Source organism: Pseudomonas sp. GNP013 (assembly GCF_054343995.1).
Genome location: NZ_JBTGUT010000001.1, coordinates 4,021,177 through 4,041,274, shown reverse-complemented (window position 1 = coordinate 4,041,274; position 20,098 = coordinate 4,021,177). Strand labels below are relative to the sequence as shown.

General features: G+C 56.4%; 18 protein-coding genes. 14 read left to right on the top strand and 4 right to left on the bottom strand.

Features of this window, described 5'->3' with window-relative positions:
- Positions 1-132 precede the first annotated feature (132 nt).
- The 10 genes from ACXX81_RS17795 to moaE all read left to right on the top strand — a co-directional run bounded on the left by ACXX81_RS17795 (position 133) and on the right by moaE (position 12,266).
- A complete protein-coding gene (locus tag ACXX81_RS17795) occupies positions 133-1,257 on the top strand; it encodes a polysaccharide deacetylase family protein (RefSeq protein WP_458572139.1) in 1,125 nt (374 codons plus the stop codon).
- 347 nt (positions 1,258-1,604) lie between these two features.
- The gene (locus tag ACXX81_RS17790) at positions 1,605-2,999 is read left to right on the top strand and encodes a PhoH family protein (RefSeq protein ID WP_209988883.1); all 1,395 of its coding nucleotides are present in this window, start codon (positions 1,605-1,607) and stop codon (positions 2,997-2,999) included.
- Between the two features lie 738 nt (positions 3,000-3,737).
- On the top strand, positions 3,738-3,992 hold the full coding sequence (locus ACXX81_RS17785) for a PAAR domain-containing protein (RefSeq protein ID WP_209988886.1): 255 nt from the start codon (positions 3,738-3,740) through the stop codon (positions 3,990-3,992).
- A gap of 10 nt (positions 3,993-4,002) precedes the next feature.
- On the top strand, positions 4,003-5,085 hold the full coding sequence (locus ACXX81_RS17780; RefSeq protein WP_458572138.1) for a hypothetical protein: 1,083 nt from the start codon (positions 4,003-4,005) through the stop codon (positions 5,083-5,085).
- A 46-nt stretch (positions 5,086-5,131) separates the two neighbouring features.
- On the top strand, positions 5,132-7,996 hold the full coding sequence (locus ACXX81_RS17775) for a type VI secretion system Vgr family protein (protein WP_458572137.1): 2,865 nt from the start codon (positions 5,132-5,134) through the stop codon (positions 7,994-7,996).
- A gap of 2 nt (positions 7,997-7,998) precedes the next feature.
- On the top strand, positions 7,999-9,954 hold the full coding sequence (locus ACXX81_RS17770; protein WP_458572136.1) for a phospholipase D-like domain-containing protein: 1,956 nt from the start codon (positions 7,999-8,001) through the stop codon (positions 9,952-9,954).
- Between the two features lie 2 nt (positions 9,955-9,956).
- A complete protein-coding gene (locus ACXX81_RS17765) occupies positions 9,957-10,985 on the top strand; it encodes an SEL1-like repeat protein (RefSeq protein WP_458572135.1) in 1,029 nt (342 codons plus the stop codon).
- 116 nt (positions 10,986-11,101) lie between these two features.
- Entirely contained in the window at positions 11,102-11,575 is a 474-nt protein-coding gene (moaC, locus tag ACXX81_RS17760) for a cyclic pyranopterin monophosphate synthase MoaC (RefSeq protein ID WP_209988905.1), read from the top strand.
- On the top strand, positions 11,572-11,814 hold the full coding sequence (moaD, locus tag ACXX81_RS17755) for a molybdopterin converting factor subunit 1 (RefSeq protein ID WP_209988908.1): 243 nt from the start codon (positions 11,572-11,574) through the stop codon (positions 11,812-11,814). Before moaC ends, moaD begins: the two co-directional genes overlap by 4 nt.
- Positions 11,815-11,816: 2 nt before the next feature.
- Positions 11,817-12,266 carry a molybdopterin synthase catalytic subunit MoaE gene (moaE, locus tag ACXX81_RS17750; RefSeq protein ID WP_458572134.1) on the top strand — a complete coding sequence of 150 codons (450 nt, stop codon included), beginning with the start codon at positions 11,817-11,819 and terminating at the stop codon, positions 12,264-12,266.
- A 149-nt stretch (positions 12,267-12,415) separates the two neighbouring features.
- Here moaE and rhlB read toward each other — a convergent pair whose 3' ends face one another.
- Positions 12,416-13,861 (bottom strand): ATP-dependent RNA helicase RhlB, encoded by a 1,446-nt coding sequence (gene rhlB / locus ACXX81_RS17745; RefSeq protein ID WP_231423044.1) that lies wholly within the window; start codon positions 13,859-13,861, stop codon positions 12,416-12,418.
- A 95-nt stretch (positions 13,862-13,956) separates the two neighbouring features.
- Complete coding sequence (locus ACXX81_RS17740) at positions 13,957-14,613, bottom strand: alpha/beta hydrolase (protein ID WP_458572133.1); 657 nt, start codon at positions 14,611-14,613, stop codon at positions 13,957-13,959.
- Positions 14,614-14,959: 346 nt separating this feature from the next.
- Here ACXX81_RS17740 and ACXX81_RS17735 point away from each other — a divergent pair, with 346 nt between their 5' ends.
- The 4 genes from ACXX81_RS17735 (at position 14,960) to ACXX81_RS17720 (ending at position 19,129) form a co-directional block, all read left to right on the top strand.
- Positions 14,960-15,991, top strand: a complete 1,032-nt coding sequence (locus tag ACXX81_RS17735) for an amino acid ABC transporter substrate-binding protein (RefSeq protein ID WP_053254520.1) — start codon at positions 14,960-14,962, stop codon at positions 15,989-15,991.
- A 72-nt stretch (positions 15,992-16,063) separates the two neighbouring features.
- Positions 16,064-17,245, top strand: a complete 1,182-nt coding sequence (locus ACXX81_RS17730) for an amino acid ABC transporter permease (RefSeq protein ID WP_209988917.1) — start codon at positions 16,064-16,066, stop codon at positions 17,243-17,245.
- 10 nt (positions 17,246-17,255) lie between these two features.
- A complete protein-coding gene (locus ACXX81_RS17725; RefSeq protein WP_057006782.1) occupies positions 17,256-18,353 on the top strand; it encodes an amino acid ABC transporter permease in 1,098 nt (365 codons plus the stop codon).
- Between the two features lie 11 nt (positions 18,354-18,364).
- On the top strand, positions 18,365-19,129 hold the full coding sequence (locus ACXX81_RS17720) for an amino acid ABC transporter ATP-binding protein (RefSeq protein ID WP_003171943.1): 765 nt from the start codon (positions 18,365-18,367) through the stop codon (positions 19,127-19,129).
- Between the two features lie 51 nt (positions 19,130-19,180).
- Here the strand turns inward: ACXX81_RS17720 and ACXX81_RS17715 are convergent, their stop codons facing one another.
- Entirely contained in the window at positions 19,181-19,675 is a 495-nt protein-coding gene (locus ACXX81_RS17715; protein WP_209988921.1) for a type II toxin-antitoxin system MqsA family antitoxin, read from the bottom strand.
- A complete protein-coding gene (locus ACXX81_RS17710) occupies positions 19,672-19,983 on the bottom strand; it encodes a type II toxin-antitoxin system MqsR family toxin (protein ID WP_209988923.1) in 312 nt (103 codons plus the stop codon). The genes ACXX81_RS17715 and ACXX81_RS17710 overlap by 4 nt, the downstream gene beginning before the upstream one ends.
- Positions 19,984-20,098 lie beyond the last annotated feature (115 nt).

The window sequence follows — 20,098 nt, the reverse complement described above, 5'->3', positions numbered from 1 at the left end:
GTGCCCCGTCAACCACGCTGGCCTGCGTTTGGGCATGCCGAGCCTAAGCGAGGCACCGAGTGGTGGGCACCCACCCCAATCCCTCGAGTCGATCAGCTATAGTGCCCAACAATTCCGGAAGGGAGTCCCCCTGTGCGATTAGCACTCTTATTGTCTGCATATCTGCTATGCCTGAACGCCCAAGCCGCCCCCGCTGACGTCGCCAGCCTGGACCGCGGCACCTGGCCCGAAAAGCTCGGCAGCCCGGCGCTGTTCGACGTAGCTTCACGCGCCGAAATCCTGATGTTTTCCCGCAGCCTGTTGGCCAGCGAGTCCCTCGATGAGCCCGCGCTCAAACAGCGCCTGGGCTTGAAAATCATCAACCTGGCCGCCATCGACGATCTGCGCCGCCAACTGTGGAAACGCCTGCTGGCCAACTACACCTTCGCCCAGCAGAGCTGCGAGGAAGATGCCTCGTTCTGCTACCTGGTGGAGAGCATGGACGACCTGCGCGAGCAGGCCGGCAAGCTGGAGCTCAGTGAAGACTCCTTCTATATAGGCTGGGCAGCACCGAGCCATGCCTTCCATGAGCGTTACCTGGACGAATTACTGCGCAAGGCGGCCCTGTTCCCGCAGATCAGCAGCGAAGTTGCGCGCTTCGGCGACCATGAACGCAACGGCGACGAATTCAATGACCGCCTGTTCCTGCTCACCTTCGACGGCGGCCCGGCAGCGGTCGGCGGCAATACCGACTGGCTCACCGATTACCTGCGCAAACAGAAAATGAACGCGACCTTCTTCGTGCTCGGCAGCAGCCTGCAAACCCGTGTGGAGCGCAGTTCGGCCAGTGACGTGCAGGCGTTGTATCAGGGGCAGTGCGTGGGGACTCAGGGTTGGCAGTACCGTTCCCACAGCCACTGGGTCGACTGGCAAAGCTCCATCACCCGCAGCGCCGCGCTGGCGCAGAACCTGATGCCGGAAAACTATGTGCCGCAGTTCCGGCCGCCGTATGGGCAGCGCCGTGCCGACAGCCAGGGCTTTTTCCAGTCCCAGGGCTTGCAGGTGGCGTTGTGGGATATCGACTCCCAGGACGAGCCGGGCAAACTCAAGGCCGATGAGTCGGCGCAGCGGGTGCTCACTCTCATGCTGTTATGGCGCAAAGGCGTGATCGTATTCCACGACACCCAGGACCGGGCGCGGTTGGCAGTGCCAATGTTGCTGCATGAAACGGCGCAGAGCGGGCTGGGATGGCAGGACTGTCGGGAGGCGTTTCGCTGAAAAGCGCAAGTGCCCGGCCCTGTTGGGTATGAGGCGTTTTTGCGGTGAATTTTCGAAGTATTTCAAGGCAGGCGGACTTCCGACTTTAGCGGGGTAGATGGCACTCGGCTAGTGCTATTCGTCATCCTGAAAAATAAACTTCAAAAAAGCGTCAAAGTGCTTTTTTCTGTCATGGGTTTTGCGGTATTACGAAGTCAGACCGCCGAACCCTGCAACACAGGTGGCGTCTTCCAAGACTCCTCCTGTGGGCAATGCGCTTGACGTCACTCAGGTGTGCGCGGTGGTCGAATCGAGGCGCAGCACCGCTCAGGTATTGCGTCGAATGGCTCCCACAAAGGTGACCGAGTATGGATGATCATGGACGTAACCCTTCTTCCGACCAGCCAATCCTTTATGTGCTTGATACCAACGTATTGATCCACGATCCAAACGCACTGCTCAACTTCGAAGAACACCACGTCGCCATCCCCATGATCGTGCTTGAGGAACTCGACAAACTCAAAAGCGGGCACCACAGCGTGGCCGCCGAATGCCGCCAGGCCATTCGCTTGATCGACAAGACGCTGGGCGAGGCTTCGCCCGAAGACGTTGAAGTAGGCGTGCCGATCCAGCGTGGCAAAAGCGGACCCAAGGGCCTGCTGTCGATCCTGATGAGCAAGCGCGGCGAGCCCAACAGCCTGCTGCCGGAAAACCTCAACGACAACAAGATCATCAACCAATTGATCGACCTGCACGCGCGCGACAAGGACCTGCGCCTGGTGCTGGTGACCAAAGACATCAACATGCGCCTCAAGGCCCGCGCCTGCGGGATCGCGGCCGAGGATTACAGCACCGACCAACTGGTCGACGACGTGTCGATGCTCTCGCGCGGTTATCACACGGTGCCGGGCTCGTTCTGGGACCTGGTGGCCAAGGTCGAGACCCGTCAGGACCATGGCCGCACCTGGCACCAGGTGCAGTTGATCGACAATCTGCCATCCGTGCACATCAACGAGTTCATCATCGACGAACAGGGTTTTGTAGGCTGGATCAAAGAGATCCAGGTCGACAAGCTGCTGATCCTCGACCTGCATCAGGAGCCCCTGTTGCACCAGGAAGCCTGGGGCCTGAAACCGCGTGACATCTACCAGAGCCTGGCGCTGTATGCGTTGCTCGACCCGGACATTCACCTGGTCAACCTGACCGGCGCCGCAGGCTCGGGGAAAACCATCCTCGCCCTGGCGGCCGCCATCGAGCAGACCATGGTCACCAAGCGCTATCGCCGCATTATCGCGACCCGCAGTGTGCAGGGCCTGGACCAGGAGATCGGCTTTTTGCCCGGCACCGAGGCGGAGAAAATGGAGCCGTGGCTGGGGGCGATCACCGACAACCTCGAAGCCTTGCACATGGATGATGAAAACACCCATGGCAGCGTCGACTACATCCTCAGCAAAGTGCCGTTGCAGTTCAAATCCCTCAATTACATTCGAGGTCGCAGCTTCCAGCAGAGCCTGATCCTGATCGATGAATGCCAGAACCTCACGCCGCACCAGATGAAAACCATCATCACCCGTGCCGGCGCCGGTTCCAAAGTGGTGTGCCTGGGCAACCTGGCGCAGATCGACACCCCTTACCTGTCCGCGACCAGCTCCGGGCTGACTTACCTGACGGAACGCTTCAAGGACTTCCCGAACGGCGTGCACATTGCGCTGCAAGGGGTACCACGCTCGATTCTGGCTGAATACGCAGAGTCGCATCTCTGACTGTTGGTTCTGAGAAAAAAACGGGCGTCCCCGGGGGCGCCCGTTTTTGTTCACTGGTCGGGCCGATTGTTCGAACAGTTTCCAGTCAATCGCCGGTTTATTCGCTTTGGAACACAGGGTGTACGCCGACGGCATTAAAAACAGCGTGCCTACCAGCGTGCCGATGACCCGCCAAGTCAAAACGGCTCATGACGCCGTTGTTTTAAGTTAAAAATAACTGACTAAGCTTTAAAAGCACTTGCCACTGAAATTAATGCCAAAACAAACAATGAGGAGTTTTCGTATAACATCCTAGGACTGGGGTGTAAGAAAGTTCTTGCGTGTGGTGGCTATTTTTTAAATTGGTTGTTAGAGCTGGATTGGCTTGATGTTGCTCAAGGATGTTTTGAATAGCCGGAATTTTTTCCGCTTATAGAGTCGTCAGTACTCTTTAAAAGGCTGCAGTCATGGCAAGTGGCTTCACCTCCCTCCTGCTTTTCGCGTTTCTAGACCCCTGTATAACCCGTGTCGGCGCAGATTAGTTTTTCTTCGCCATTTGCAGGTTGGTGACCTGCATGACGTTCGCCACATTGGCTGCCGTGACCGTCATGCTATTTGCCCTGTCGAAACGTTGGATGATTCATGTTGACTTTACGTTGACTGACTACGAGTATTCGCCTTCACGCACGTGGCTTGGTTAAACGTATTGCCGTCGCACAGAGCGCGAACCCGTTCACTTAGTAACAAGGAAGTTATCTGTTGCGTCCTCTAATCTTGATCAATGATCCGACCTCAGACGGAGGCCGCGTACTTGAAGGCTCCCTCGAAACCACCATCAACGGCTTAGCCGTAGCACGGCTTGGCGATCGGGTATCCTGCCCTCATGGCATCGGCACAATTGTCAGTGGTGACGAAACTCTACTGGTGGAAGGACGTCCGGTAGCGCGCGAAGGCGATCTTATTTCTTGTGGAGCAACCCTGATCGCAACGCAGACTGACACCTGCGATCTTTAAAGGAATAGAGATGCAACCGTACCGTAGAAATATATACGATCGCCTATCCGAACAGCGTGTGGCCAAACTTGAGCAGCAGCGCTTGATCAAAGCTCAGGTGCCCATTGGTGAATACACTTCTGACGGAGTGATCATTCTCAACGCGTGGGTATGGCTGCCCGGTGGAGTATTTGACACCCCGCTGCCAGCAAATAAATTGGCCCGAATGCGCGCAGACTTCGACCATGACCCGCGCTTACTCGATGCGCGCGGTTTGCGTCGCCCAATACGTCGCTTGGAAACGCCCGGGATCAGATTTCCCGCCGTTGACTGCGCTGGCCGTGCGGGGGAAATCCTGAGCACTGTATTCGCTAAATGGAGTAAATCGTTCTATACCAGCATAGACTGGGAAACTACCCAAATTGTGCTTTTTGCCCCTACATCGATCACCCCCATAGACTGGTTTGCACAAGCGATAAACATGTGGCCCCGTGACCAGCTACCTGGATATGGATTCGATGTACAAAGCCAGCCCCCCTCGCAGTGGTTGCCGCAGATACTGACCTACAGCGCTGGAGCCGAATGTCTGCTATGCCTCAGCCTCGACAGTTGGGCATGTAATGAACAAATGCTGGCCTGCGCCGAAGGCGAAATGGTGGGCGAAGCTGTCAGCGCCGTGCTGTTACAAAGGCAGTCGAACGCGTACCGGCCTGACAGCAACGATAATCTGAAACTATACGCCCCTGAGCTTGTGCAACACCCTCCGCGCGCCAGTCAATCACGCCAAGACATCGAAGCGTTGCAGCAGATCCTTAGCTTGCTCATCGAGCGCAGTGGCATTGAAACTGCGCGTTTGAGCGTTCTGATAGGTGATGGGGAGCTGGCCGATCAGCGTTTGCAGCAGCTATACGCATTTGCCCAAAGCTCGCTGCCAAACCTCGATCTGGAAGTGCAAGTACGCCTCAATGCCATCAGTGGTCGTATCGGCATCGCTGCGGAACAGTGGGTGCAAATTGGTTTGGCTTGGTTGGTGGCCAGTGCCGAGCCGGGCAGTGCTGCATGGGTGCTGGAGCGCCGCCAATCTGACTTGACTCAGGGCTGGCTGATTGGCTGAAGCACTGAATCAATTTTAGAACAGGAGTTTCAAGGTGGATTCAATCATGGAAAGCTTCACCGCTATATTTGGAGCGACGATGGATCAAACTGAACGTCTACTGCAAGTGACCGCGCCAAAAGGTCAGGACCTATTCGCGTTACGAGCCCATGGCGTTGAACGGCTGGGACGATCACCTCGCTATACAGTGGATGTTATCAGTCAAGCGACCGAATTTAATCCTGATCAACTTATCGGCCAAGCCCTGCTATTGAGCATTAAACTTGCCGACGGTAGTTTGAGTCCGCGTCATGGCTGGGTCGAAAGTGTACGCTACTTGGGGAGCGACGGTGGCTTAGAAGATTGGCAACTCGTTTTCTCGCCTTGGTTCAGCTTGCTGGAATACCGCACCGACTGTCGTATTTGGCAAGAGCTGGCGCTGCCAGAGATCCTGATCGATGTTTTCAAAAACTACGCCCAAGCACAGAATGCTTACCGCTTTGAGTTGTCGCAGGATTACCCGCCGTTATCGTATGTGACCCAATTCAACGAGTCAGATGCCAACTTCGTGCAAAGGTGGTGCGAGCAGGAGGGCATATTCTGGTATGTCGAACACTCTCCAGACAAGCACTGCATAGTGTTCACTGACAACCTTGTTGCGTTACCAATGATGGACCCTGCCACTCTTAGGTTCCACACACAGCAAGCTGCCGACAACCAGGACAGCATTACACAATGGAGTTCCGGCGCACGGTTGCTCAACGGTTTGGTGCAATGGAGCAGTAACGATTATCGCAGCCACGCTCGAACACAGATAACCCAAGTGCGGGCATTAGAGTCTGCATCGACACCCACTGCTTTGGAGCGTTACCAGTACCGCGGGCAATATGCTTGGCAGAGCCTTGAGCGAGGAGAGTGGTTGGGCCGTGTACAAATTGAGCAGGACGAGTCCGCTGCCAAGCGCATTCATGGGCAGGGCGGCGTGCGTGAAATGCTACCCGGTTACGGTTTCGAGTTGAGCCAACACCCTTTGTACGAGCGCAAGCAACTTCAGGAACGACAGTTTCTGATCATTGGGGTTGAGTTCTTTGCCCGGAGTAACCTGCCTGTGGGCGCCGTGCGCCGAGACCCGCCAGGAAGCCTGAAAGCCCTTCTCGATAGTGTTGAGGATCAGCCCTGCGCTCAGCAAACTAACAATGCGCTCTACATGAATCGCTTCGAAGCCCAGCGTCTCGATGTACCCTACCGCAGTCCCTTCGAACATCCCAAACCAGCAAACCCAGGACCTCAGACAGCCGTAGTGGTAACCCCCTCAGGTCGCGAGGTCTTTACAGATAATCTAAACCGCATCTGCGTGCGCTTTCATTGGGACCGCCTTGTTAAGGATGGTGAACTGGGCTCGTGCTGGCTGCGCATGATGCAGGCAAGCAGCGGACAAGACTGGGGTAGCGTTAATGTCCCACGCGGTGGAGAGGAGGTGCTGATCACCTTTTTGGATAATGATATCGACCGTCCGCTGGTGTTGGGCCAAGTTTACGGTGGGCACAAGCCGGCTTGGCATACGAATGGGTTAATGAGCGGTTATAAAAGCCAGGAAATCGGCGGACGTGGTTACAACCAGTGGGTGATGGATGACTCTACGGGCCAAGTGCGTACCCAAATCCACAGCAGTCATGAGCATAGCCAGTTGAATCTTGGATACCTGATTGATCAACAAGGTAATAACCGGGGCGCTATGCGTGGTGCGGGCTTCGAATTGCGAACGGATGCCTATGGTGCGTTACGCGCGCAAAAAGGTCTGTATCTAAGCACTTGGCCACGAACCAAGGCTCAAGGCGGACAGGTCGACACTGATGAAGCGCAGCAGCAGTTAAGCAACGCAGAGCAAAGGTTCAAGACCTTGTCGGATATCGCCAGTCAGCATAACGCCTTACCCATGAAAGGCGCGGTAGATAGCCTTACCCAACTAAATGCAGACACCCGGTTTAATTACGGTAGTACTGGCGAAGTAGCCACCGACACCTCAAAGCCCCCCCGTAATGGCGGTGATACCGATGCCGCGATTCGTAGCGGTGGTCACGGCCAGACTGCTGGTTACCGCAAACCATTACTGATCGTATCGGCACCGGCTGACATCGTAACCTCCACGCCAGAAAATACCCACCTGCACAGCGGTAAACAGCTAAGTATCTCGACGGGCGCGGATATAAACCTGGCCAGCAGCCAGTCCTTACTCGCCAGTGTTGCTCATAGCATAAGTTTGTTCGCCCAGGCAGCAGGTGCAAAACTCTTCGCCGCTAAAGGAAAAATTGAGATACAAGCGCAAACCGACAGCATCGAACTAACCGCCAAAGATAGTGTGCGCATAACGTCGACCGCTCGCACGGTAGAGATTGCGGCTCAAGATGAAATTCTTTTGACAAGCGGAGGAGCCTATATTCGCATTAAAGGCGGCAATATCGAGATCCATGCCCCCGGAACGGTGGACGTCAAGGGAGTGAAAAAGTCCTTTAGCGGTCCTGCCCAACTCAACCGCGACAACCCCGCATGGCCGAGAGACTCTGTCACACAGAAACTCAGCTTTGTTGCCGGTCAAAGTAACGCGGCCGGCTACCAGGCGTGGGCGGGCATGCCTTACAAGATCTTCGCAGACGGGGCCATTGCTAGCCAAGGGGTGATGGACGAGACAGGTAGCATTGCAGTGGATCACCACGTTACGACCAGTCGCTACCGGGTTGAGCTGGCCAATGGCGCTAGCTATGAGGTTCCAGTAAACGGCGACTACGTCGGCGAACCACGCAACGCCGAACTCGCTAACCAAGGTTTACATCGCCATCAAAGCCAACCACACCCAGACATTACCCCTCCGGGGAGTCGGAGCGAGTTCCGAGAGTCTTACACCCAGTTGACCACCCCAGATACGAAGGCTTGAGCATGAGTGTACCCATTACTACTCCCATCGCGACCAGCAAGACCAGCTCATGCAACCTCAACTTGCGGTGGTTCGTGGAAAACACTGAATACCCTCCAGTAGCTGCCACGTTTGAGCCGTTGGTCAATGGTGAGCGCGCCTTTGGTGCTTTGTACGACGCAATCATGGCTGCTAAGCACAGTGTAGAAATCATCTGTTGGGGCTTTCAGCCGTCGATGTATTTCAAACGGGGAGATACCAGCACCTTGTGTATTGGCCAATTGCTTTGTTTAAAAGCGAATCAAGGGGTCAAGGTGCGCGTTTTGTGCTGGTCAGACAGTGCGCACGTAACGGCTGCTTTTTCGGAAAATATGACACCCGGTCGCAATGCCGCATCATTCATGTCTGGCGGGAGAAATGACGAGCAACGCGAGTTTGATTGGGAATGGCAAAAACGCGCGACAAGTGCACAAATTCAAAAACATTCTTGGGTAGAACGCAAAACGCCCCTTGGTCTACTTTCACGTGGTGGCAGTAATTTATTGGCCGAGCTTTTCAGCGCAGGTAAAGAAGCCTTCACTAATATTGAGTTTGTAGCACGTGATTTGGGCCTCATTGACCGAGTGGAGATTGCTTGGCAAGTGGCGATGAGGAGTGCTGACAGTGGCCGTTCATTGTACAACAAGGCCATTACGGCGGGTTCGATGGCGGCGGTTCCAACACACCATCAGAAGATGGTGCTGATCGACTACGAAACCCCGACTGAGGCCGTTGGCTTCGTCATGGGTCACAATATGCTGGATGCCTATTGGGATAAGGACGACCATAGCGCTGCGAAGATGCACGCGCAGTTTGGGCGTAATGGCCAAACCCCACGGCAGGATATTTCCAGTCGTGTTACCGGGCCGCCGTTGGAATATTTGAATCAGAATTTCGCAGAGGCTTGGTTGAAGGAGACGAATGTGGATCTTTTAACACCGAGAAAACCTATCGCAAAGGCCCTTAAAGTTCGTACCGGTTTCGGCCCACCTATGCTGGCTCAGGTCTTGCGAACGCAGACGCAGAGAGGTGTGCGAGACATAAAGAAGCTTTATCTGCAAACGCCCTTAAACGTAACCAAATATCTGTACATAGAAAATCAATACTTTCGCTGGCCGCCATTGGCTGAAAAAATCAAAGAGGCTGTTCGAATTCAGTTCAACGCGGGGCGACGCTTAGATGTTGATGGTCCAATCTATCTATTTGTAGTCACCAACTCTACACAAGAGGGTATGGGGGACGGTACAGTAAATACCTACAGAATGCTAAAACAACTAGGTCGCCCCGATATTATTCCCAGCGTAGCCCGATTGGAGCGTAATGACGAACTGCAAACTCAAGTTAAGCAAGCCAAGGATCGCTACGATTCTGCGAGAAGCAAGATCACTATCATCGAAGGTACTTATGGGACTTCGTATAACGCTTCCAATACTAAGCTTTGGGAGGCGCAAAGACGAGAGCTACAAACATCCGAAGAGGAATACAGAGCGCTGAAGGCCAAACTGCCTGAGGAAAGTGCTAAGTCTTTAGTCATGGAGGAGATTGCAGGGTTAAAAGTCCTTGTGTGTACATTGGTGGCGCCCGACTCCCCACCGGAAAATTGGCTTGATGTTTACATTCACAGTAAGCTGATGATTATTGATGATGTTTTTACCACTTTGGGATCGAGTAATATAAATAGTCGGAGTATGGAAGTCGACAGCGAGCTAAATATTTGCGTCGAAAATCCGGCTGTATCTAAGCCTCTGAGAAAGCAATTGTGGAGTATTCATACGGGTGGGACGGAGGCGATAGATAACATAGCAGAATCATTTAAAGTGATGACCAAGATCGCCCTTTATAATGCAGCTGCGAGATCTTCTAAGAGCAGCAAAATATCTCCGATAGCGTCGCTAACTGAATTCAGAAGAGAAAGCGACAGCCGCACATATAAGGATTGACAATGTTTATTCGGATTATTATTTTATTTTTTTTGGTGGCTAATCTTGGCGGTTGTGAAAAGGAGAAGGATTTGGACATATCAGCGAACGACATGAGTCAAGCTTTGGATAAGCTGTCTTTTGTTTGTATAAATGAAAAGGATCACCTGCCGGCTATTAGCGAAAGAGCACTAAGCCTCTATCATTATGGTAGATTTCTGGCGTCGAGCCCAGGCGAAAAAAATTACGCAGACATTGGCAGATTTTATCGACTTGCTTATGCTGACGGCAATTACAAAGCAGCCACAAACTTGCATGCTTTAATATCGCAAGGTCTCATCACAAGCGAAAATCCCGAAAAAGAAGTGATCGATATTGTCGAAAATCTCATATCCCAGGGCATCCCCGGCGGATACTATGACATGGGTCATTATTTAGAGGCCGGCTATGGCGTCAAGCAAGATACGAGTAGGGCACATGCCTATTTTCGTAGAGCGGCAGATATGGGCAACCCTGACGCACAGTTTTACGTTTCAACATTACTTGAGGAGATTGAATCCGCAGAACCTGTCGTTATTGCCATGAGGCGTTGCGCAATGAATCAAGGGCACGCCAAAAGTGCACTTCATTACGGTCTTTTTTATAAAGTCCGAAGTGACTACCCGGAAGCGATTAAGGGGTTTCAGGCTGGCACTCGTAATGGCGATAGCACCAGTGCCAGTTTTTTGAGTGAGGGGTTTTCAACATCAGACCCGAAAGACAGACTAAATTACTTCGCATTATCGAAAGATTCAGAACGTGCTCGTCGGTACGAAAAAATCAGTCAGTTTTTGGATCGCTACGAATCCCTTGGTGCCACCGTTCCCGATATCGACAATATCGTCCCCCTGCCTCCAGCGAAGCTACCGGATTGGGACGGCACATTCGAATGGCAGAAAAAACGGGACTCAACGCCACCACCCGAAAAACCGTCGGAAGAAATGATTCGCGCATTGAGTCAAGAGAAAGGCCTGGACTCGGAAACCGGCCTGCCTCTGATCACAATCAAATAAACGCAATTGCGGCAGATGAGCGTCGTCTTCATCATCTTGGCAAGGCCCGGACAATCAGACGTGCACCGGCTTGAGCCTCGGGTTTACAATCCCTGCTCCTGTTCAGGAGTAACGCTGTGCTGACTCATCTCGATTCCCAAGGTCGCGCCCATATGGTCGACGTCACCGACAAGTCCGTGACGTTCCGTGAGGCGGTGGCCCAAGCGCGGGTGCGCATGTTGCCGGCCACCCTGCAAATGATTGTCGACGGCGCCCACCCCAAGGGCGACGTGTTCGCCGTGGCCCGCATCGCCGGGATCCAGGCGGCAAAAAAAACCAGTGATCTGATCCCTCTGTGCCACCCGCTGATGCTCACCGGCGTCAAGGTCGAACTCAGCGCCGAAGGCGTGGATACCGTGTGCATCGTGGCGCGCTGCAAACTCTCCGGCCAGACTGGCGTGGAGATGGAAGCCCTGACCGCCGCCAGTGTTGCCGCGCTGACGATCTACGACATGTGCAAGGCCGTGGACCGTGGCATGACCATCGAAAGCGTGCGTCTGCTGGAAAAGCACGGCGGCAAGAGCGGGCATTTCAAGGCGGATGAGCAATGAGCATCAATGTGCTGTTTTTTGCGCGCTACGCCGAAGCGGTAGGCTTTGATTCGCTGGAGATGGAGGGCGATTTCGCCACCGTCGATGCAGTGCGCCTGGCGTTGGCGAGCGACCCTGAATTCGCAGTGCTCAACGAGAGCAGCTTGATGTGTGCGCGCAACGAGGAATTGTGCGACCTCAATGAACCGGTGCAGGCCGGTGATGAAATCGCGTTTTTCCCGCCCGTGACCGGAGGCTGAACATGGCGATTCGTGTGCAGGCCGGCGCCTTTGACCCGGGCGTCGAGGTCAATGCGATGCACGCGGCCAATGCCGGTGTGGGCGCGGTGGTCAGTTTTGTCGGCTATGTGCGCGACTTCAATGACGGGCGCGATGTGTCGGGGATGTTTCTCGAGCACTATCCCGGCATGACCGAAAAGGCCCTGGCGAAAATCGGCGTGGAGGCCGAGCAGCGCTGGCCGTTGCTCAAGCTGGAAGTGCTGCACCGCATTGGCGTGCTGGAGCCGGGCGAGCCGATTGTGTTCGTCGCGGCCGCCAGTGCGCATCGCCAGGCTGCGTTTGATGCCTGTGCGTTTGTGATGGATTACCTGAAGACCCGGGCGCCGTTCTGGAAGAAGGAAAACACGCCGGACGGGGCGCGTTGGGTGGAAGGGCGCAGCAGTGATCACGCGGCAGCGGATCGCTGGAAATAGCCAGCCGGACACATATCTCAACACCAGCAGAGATCAAAATGTGGGAGGGGGCTTGCTTCCGATAGCGGTGGATCAGTCACAACATCATTGACTGACAACCTGTTATCGGGAGCAAGCCCCCTCCCACATTGTTGACCGCGTTTTAGCCCTTATGGGCGTTTGCGTTCCACAGCCCGCAATAGATGCGTCGACGGCGTTTCACAGCTGATCTTGCGCCCCAGCAGCGTCTCGATCGACGGCAACTGATACGAGTCATCTTCCCCGGCAAAGCTGATCGACACGCCAGCGGCACCCGCACGACCGGTCCGGCCGATGCGGTGCACGTAGTCGTCCGGCACTTCCGGCAGGGTGAAGTTGATCACGTGGCTGATGCCGTCGATGTGAATCCCGCGTCCGGCCACGTCGGTGGCCACCAGCACGCGAATCTTGCCTTCGCGGAAGCCTTCGAGGGTCTTGATGCGCTTGTGTTGCGGCACATCGCCCGACAGTTGCGCGGCGTTGACGCCATCGCGCACCAGGCGCTCCTCGATGCGGCGCACTTCGTCCTTGCGGTTGGCGAACACCATCACGCGCTCCCAACCGTTGTCGTTGATCAGGTTGTAGAGCAGCTTGTACTTGTCGGCACCGGCCACGGCGTAGATGTGCTGTTCGACGTTTTCGCTGGCGACGTTCAGCGCTTCGATCTCGACGATGGACGGGTCAGTGGTCCACTGCTTGGCGAGGTTCATCACGTCTTCGGTGAAGGTCGCGGAGAACAGCAGGGTCTGACGTTCGTCTTTTGGCGGGGTCTGGCGAATGATCTGACGCACTTGCGGGATGAAGCCCATGTCGAGCATGCGGTCGGCTTCGTCCAGCACCATCACTTCGACCATGTCCAGGTGCACGTCGCCGCGCTGGTTGAAGTCGAGCAGGCGGCCTGGCGTGGCCACGAGAATGTCGCAGTGGCGGGCTTCGAGGTGCTTGAGTTGCTTGTCGAAATCCATGCCGCCCACGAACGTCATGACGTTGAGGCCGGTGTACTTGGTCAGGTCGGCGGCGTCCTTGGCGATCTGCACCACCAGCTCGCGGGTGGGGGCGATGATCAGTGCGCGCGGTTCACCCATATAGCGCTCTTTGGGCGGTGGCGTCTGCAGCAGCTGGGTGATGATCGAGATGAGAAACGCGGCGGTCTTGCCGGTGCCGGTCTGGGCGCGGCCGATGGCGTCCTTGCCGGCGAGGGTGAAGCCCAGCACCTGCGCCTGGATCGGCGTGCAGTACGGGAAGCCCAGGTCCTGGATGGCGTGCATCAGTTCCGGGGCGAGCTTGAAATCGTGGAAGCGGGTCTTGCCTTCCTGAGGCTCGACGACGAAGTCTTCGAGTTTCCAGGGGATGACTACCGGTTTGGGCTTGGGCGCACGTTCGCGAGGTGGCCTGGGAGCGGCGACGGGTTCCACCGCTGCGGCAGGTTCAGGCGGTTGGGCAATCGGCGCGCTGCGTCCTGGCTGATGAGCGTCCGTGCGCCGAGGGGCGGCAGGGACAGGCGCACTGGCAACTGGCGCGAGCGGCTCAGCCTCGCTTTTGCCGAACATCTTCTTGAGTGCTTTGAGCACGGTGATCTCATTAATGGGTTAAGGAATGTACGCCGGCCAGTGTAATGCAAGAATCGGGCGCGGCGTAGTGCGTCTGTCATACGGCTACATAAAGGCCGGGTTCAGCTCAGTCGCGCGAGCAACCAGGCACCGATGTCGTGAATCTCCTGAGGTAACACTTCGTGGCCCATTGGGTATTCCTGCCATGTCACGGTGACACCACGGCTCTTCAAATGCTCGAAGGCGCTGCGGCCCATGGCGTTCTGTACCACCTCGTCGTACTGGCCATGCAGGCACAGCGCCGGAATGCGCTGTTGGCTGGCGGACAAGTGCAGCTCGTCTTCGAAGGTAGGCGCATAGGTGGAGAGGGCGATCACGCCACCCAACGGCCCCTGCCAGTTCAGATACGCGGTATGAAATACCACTGCGCCGCCCTGGGAAAAGCCTGCTAGAAAAATCCGCGAGGCGTCTATTCCGGTTCTCTTCTGCGCTTCGATGAGGTCCGTGACCCTCTGCGTGGACGCGTCCAGCTCTTCCAGGCTGATCGAGCGTGCCGGGCTCATGGCCTTGATGTCGTACCAGCTGGGCATCGCGTAACCGCCATTGATGGTCACCGCGCGGGTCGGCGCCTGGGGCAGCACGAAGCGGGTCGACAGCAGGGTTTCCTGCAGCGCTTCGGCCACCGGCATGAAGTCGTAGCGATCAGCGCCCAGGCCATGCAGCCAGATAACGCAGGCGTCTGCGGGCTTGGCGGGCTGAAGAATCAAGGGGTCGGTCATGTCTGCTCCATAAATGTGCGGGCGCTCCGATTGGGTGCGTCGGAACGGTGCGTAGCGGGTTGATCTGTTAACAAAGTGTCGCAAGGTTGAATCTTTTGCTCTTGACCCTGTGCTGAATCGACTCAGTCGTCACTCTGGTACGGCGCTTGCTATGCACAGAGCGATGTCAGGTCTCTTCCACGTCGGTAACACTATCAGTGACGCCGCTTGTGGGATAGCAACTGGACTTATAGCGACAGCCTCAAACCGTTTGACCCCAAAAAAAGCCAACACGGGTCAAAGTCGCCTCAAAAGGGTGCGGTGGGGTTCGAGCTCCGACACAACAAGAGCAAAACTGGAGGTTTGAATGAAGGTATTGAAATCCACCCTGGCCATCGTCACTGCGGCCGCTGTATTGGGTGTCAGTGGTTTTGCCCAAGCTGGTGCCACCCTGGACGCCGTGCAGAAGAAAGGCTTTGTGCAATGTGGCGTGAGTGACGGCCTGCCGGGTTTCTCGGTACCGGATGCCAGCGGCAAGATCCTCGGGATCGACGCTGACGTGTGCCGCGCCGTAGCCGCTGCCGTCTTTGGCGACGCGACCAAGGTCAAGTTCAGCCAGTTGAATGCCAAGGAGCGTTTCACCGCGCTGCAATCGGGCGAAGTCGACATTCTGTCGCGCAACACCACCATGACCAGCTCTCGCGATGCGGGCATGGGCCTGAAATTCCCGGGCTTCATCACCTACTACGACGGCATCGGCTTTCTGGTAAACAACAAGCTGGGCGTTAAAAGTGCCAAGGAACTGGACGGTGCAACCATCTGCATCCAGGCCGGTACCACCACCGAGCTGAACGTTTCCGACTACTTCCGTGGCAACAACCTCAAATACACCCCGATCACCTTCGACACCTCCGATGAAAGCGCCAAGTCGCTGGAATCCGGGCGTTGCGACGTACTGACCTCCGACAAGTCCCAACTGTTCGCCCAGCGCAGCAAGTTGGCTTCGCCGAAGGACTACGTGGTGCTGCCGGAAACCATTTCCAAAGAACCGCTGGGCCCGGTCGTGCGTAACGGCGACGACGAGTGGCTGGCCATCGTGCGCTGGGTTGGCTACGCCATGCTCAACGCTGAAGAAGCCGGCATCACCTCGAAGAACGTTGAAGCCGAAGCCAAGTCCACCAAGAACCCGGACGTTGCACGTCTGCTCGGTGCCGACGGCGAATACGGCAAAGACCTGAAAGTGAAGAAAGACTGGGTCGTGCAGATCGTCAAGCAAGTCGGTAACTACGGCGAAGTGTTCGAGCGCAACCTGGGCAAGAGCACCCCGCTGGAAATCGACCGCGGCCTGAACGCACTGTGGAACAACGGCGGCATCCAGTACGCACCCCCTGTGCGCTGATCGCTGATGGTTCTGTCACCCGGTGGGCCAACCGCCGGGTGATGTTCTGTTCCATTCTTTTCGGGGCACTTCATGCAAAATCAAATCGGCGCACCCAAGCAGAAGCTCAGCTTCAGCGATCCCAAAGTGCGTGCGTGGCTCTTCCAGATCATCACGATTGTGGCGGTGGTCTCGCTGGGCTGGTACCTCTTCAACAATACGCAAACCAACCTTCAGCACCGGGGCATCACCTCGGGGTTCGACTTTCTTGAGCGCAGTGCCGGCTTCGGCATCGCGCAGCACCTGATCGACTACACCGAATCGGACAGCTATGCCCGGGTGTTTGTGATCGGCTTGCTCAACACCTTGCTGGTGACCGTGATCGGTGTGGTCCTGGCGACCCTGCTCGGCTTCATCATCGGCGTGGCGCGCCTGTCGCCCAACTGGATGATCAACAAGCTGGCGACGGTGTATGTGGAAGTGTTCCGCAACATCCCGCCATTGCTGCAGATTCTGTTCTGGTACTTCGCGGTGTTCCTGACCATGCCGGGGCCGCGTGCCAGTCACAACTTCGGCGATACCTTCTTCGTCAGCAGCCGTGGCCTGAACATGCCGGCAGCGCTGGCCGCCGATGGGTTCTGGCCGTTCGTGATCAGTGTGGTACTCGCCATCGTCGCCATCGTGCTGATGACGCGCTGGGCCAACAAGCGCTTCGAGGCCACGGGCGTACCGTTCCACAAGTTCTGGGCCGGTCTTGCACTGTTCATCGTGATCCCGGCGTTGTGCGCCTTGATCTTCGGCGCGCCGCTGCACTGGGAAATGCCCAAACTGCAAGGCTTCAACTTCGTTGGCGGCTGGGTATTGATCCCCGAACTGCTGGCGCTGACGTTGGCGCTGACGGTCTATACGGCGGCGTTCATTGCCGAGATCGTGCGTTCGGGCATCAAGTCCGTCAGCCACGGCCAGACCGAAGCCGCGCGCTCCCTGGGCCTGCGCCCCGGGCCGACGCTGCGCAAGGTGATCATCCCGCAGGCGCTGCGGGTGATCATTCCGCCGCTGACCAGCCAATACCTGAACCTGGCGAAAAACTCGTCACTGGCCGCCGGTATCGGTTACCCGGAAATGGTTTCGCTGTTTGCCGGCACGGTGCTCAACCAGACCGGCCAGGCGATTGAAGTCATTGCCATCACCATGAGCGTGTACCTGGCGATCAGCATCAGCATTTCCCTGCTGATGAACTGGTACAACAAGCGCATTGCGCTGATCGAGCGGTGAGGAAACCTGCATGAGTTCGCATACGTTCAAACCTGATATGCCGCCGCCGAACAAAGTCTTCGGGCCGATGGCATGGATGCGCGCCAACCTGTTCTCCAGCTGGCTCAATACCCTGCTGACCCTGTTGGCGTTTTACCTGATTTATTTGGTGGTCCCGCCGATCCTCAGCTGGGCCATCCTCGACGCCAACTGGGTTGGCACCACCCGCGCCGACTGCACCAAGGAGGGCGCCTGCTGGGTGTTCATCCAGCAGCGCTTCGGGCAGTTCATGTACGGCTACTACCCGGGCGACCTTCGCTGGCGCGTGGATCTCACCGTGTGGCTGGCCATCGTTGGCGTGGCGCCGTTGTTCATCTCGCGCTTCCCGCGCAAGGCGATCTACGGCCTGGGCTTTCTGGTGCTGTACCCGATCATCGCGTTCTTCCTGCTGCACGGCGGCGCCTTCGGCCTGACCAACGTGGCGACCAGCCAATGGGGCGGCCTGATGCTGACCCTGGTGATCGCCACGGTCGGCATCGCCGGCGCCTTGCCGCTGGGCATCGTGCTGGCGCTGGGACGGCGCTCGAACATGCCGGCGATTCGGGTGGTCTGCGTGACCTTCATCGAGTTCTGGCGGGGCGTGCCGTTGATCACGGTGCTGTTCATGTCGTCGGTGATGCTGCCGTTGTTTTTGCCCGAAGGCATGGGCATCGACAAACTGCTGCGGGCGTTGATCGGCGTGATCCTGTTCCAGTCGGCCTATGTGGCCGAAGTGGTGCGCGGCGGTCTGCAAGCCATTCCTAAAGGTCAGTACGAAGCGGCTGCGGCGATGGGCCTGGGTTACTGGCGCAGCATGGGTCTGGTGATTCTGCCGCAAGCGCTGAAGATGGTGATCCCCGGCATCGTCAACACGTTTATCGCGTTGTTCAAGGACACTAGCCTTGTGATCATCATCGGCCTGTTCGACCTGCTCAACAGCGTCAAGCAAGCTGCCGCCGACCCGAAATGGTTGGGTATGGCCACTGAGGGCTACGTGTTCGCTGCCCTGGTGTTCTGGATTTTCTGTTTTGGTATGTCGCGCTATTCCATTCATTTGGAACACAAGCTCGACACAGGCCACAAGCGTTAGGAGTTGATGTGATGAGCGAAGCGATCAAACAGCCTGTGAGCCCTGAAGGCATTATCCAGATGCAGGGCGTCAACAAGTGGTACGGCCAGTTCCACGTGTTGAAAGACATCAACCTCAACGTCAAGCAGGGCGAGCGAATCGTGCTGTGCGGCCCGTCGGGGTCGGGCAAGTCCACCACCATCCGCTGCCTCAACCGTCTGGAAGAGCACCAGCAGGGCCGCATCGTGGTCGATGGCGTGGAGCTGACCAACGACCTCAAGCAGATCGAAGCGATCCGCCGTGAAGTCGGCATGGTGTTCCAGCACTTCAACCTGTTCCCGCACCTGACCATCCTGCAGAACTGCACGCTGGCGCCGATGTGGGTACGCAAGATGCCCAAGCGCAAGGCCGAGGAAATTGCCATGCACTACCTGGAGCGCGTGCGCATTCCGGAGCAGGCGCACAAGTTTCCGGGGCAACTTTCCGGTGGTCAGCAGCAGCGTGTGGCGATTGCCCGCGCGCTGTGCATGAAGCCCAAGATCATGCTGTTCGACGAACCGACTTCAGCGCTTGATCCCGAGATGGTGAAAGAGGTTTTGGACACCATGATCGGCCTGGCCGAAGACGGCATGACCATGTTGTGCGTGACCCACGAAATGGGCTTCGCGCGCACCGTGGCCAACCGCGTGATCTTCATGGACAAGGGCGAGATCGTGGAACAGGCGGCGCCGAATGACTTCTTCGACAATCCGCAGAATGATCGGACCAAGTTGTTCTTGAGCCAGATTTTGCATTGATCGAAGCGTGAATGAATAAACCCGGCCTGGCGCCGGGTTTGTTTTTTGGGGCTAGGACGCCTTGAGTGCTTCTGCGTCGTCGTTCACGGTGTAGGTGAAGGCGCCACGCAGATCAGCGCCGTCTGCCAGGATCTTCGCATCCGCAAGCAAGTGCGGGTGACGATCCAGAAGCCGCATCAGCAGTACCAACGGTTTGGGGGCAAGCAACTCGCCACGTTCGTAGCGAGAGAATGCGTTGTGACCGCCGCCGGACAGCAACTCCACCGCTTCCTTTTGTGTCAGGTGCAGTTTGCGGCGGATGCGTTTCATCTCGGCGCCGATCATTTGCCGAGCGGCGAGGATCAACTCATCCTTTGCTTGGCCGTAGCGGTCTGCGCTGTCGTTGTCCTGGTCCCAGAATCCGTCGCCGCATACCTTGCATTCCCAGCCTGATAGATTGTCGATCCGACGTTCCATGCCCTTGATGCTGATGGTTTCGCTGCGACCCTCGAAGTGGTGCAATGCGTCGGGGGCGCCGCAGATGTAGCACAGCTCTGCTTTTTTCATGGATTTTTCTCCTTGAAAGAGACTACCGGAGGTCTACCGTTTGTTCGGTACGTGACCTTGATGTAAATCTGCGTGCCTGTTGAGTGAGTGTGGTACACGTCCTGCCAGACTCGATGGTCTCCATAAGTGGTCATCGACTTGTACAACATCCAGTTCTGTAACTCATAAATGACGGCCTGCATGTCTTCGATGCTATAGCCAAGAGCCTCACCGCACTCCTCTGCCGTGCGGGTAAACGCTTTCCTGCCAAGCCGCCTCACATCCGCCTTTATCACCGCCAAATCGTAATGAGGTGTGTACTTTTCCATAAGACACCTGAGTCCAATAATTACCCTATAAGGGTAATTTTACCAATCGAAAATACTGCTCCTTTTCCTGCTTCAGAACCCTAGTGCCTTGCCTTTGTAGGCAACTCCGAATAGG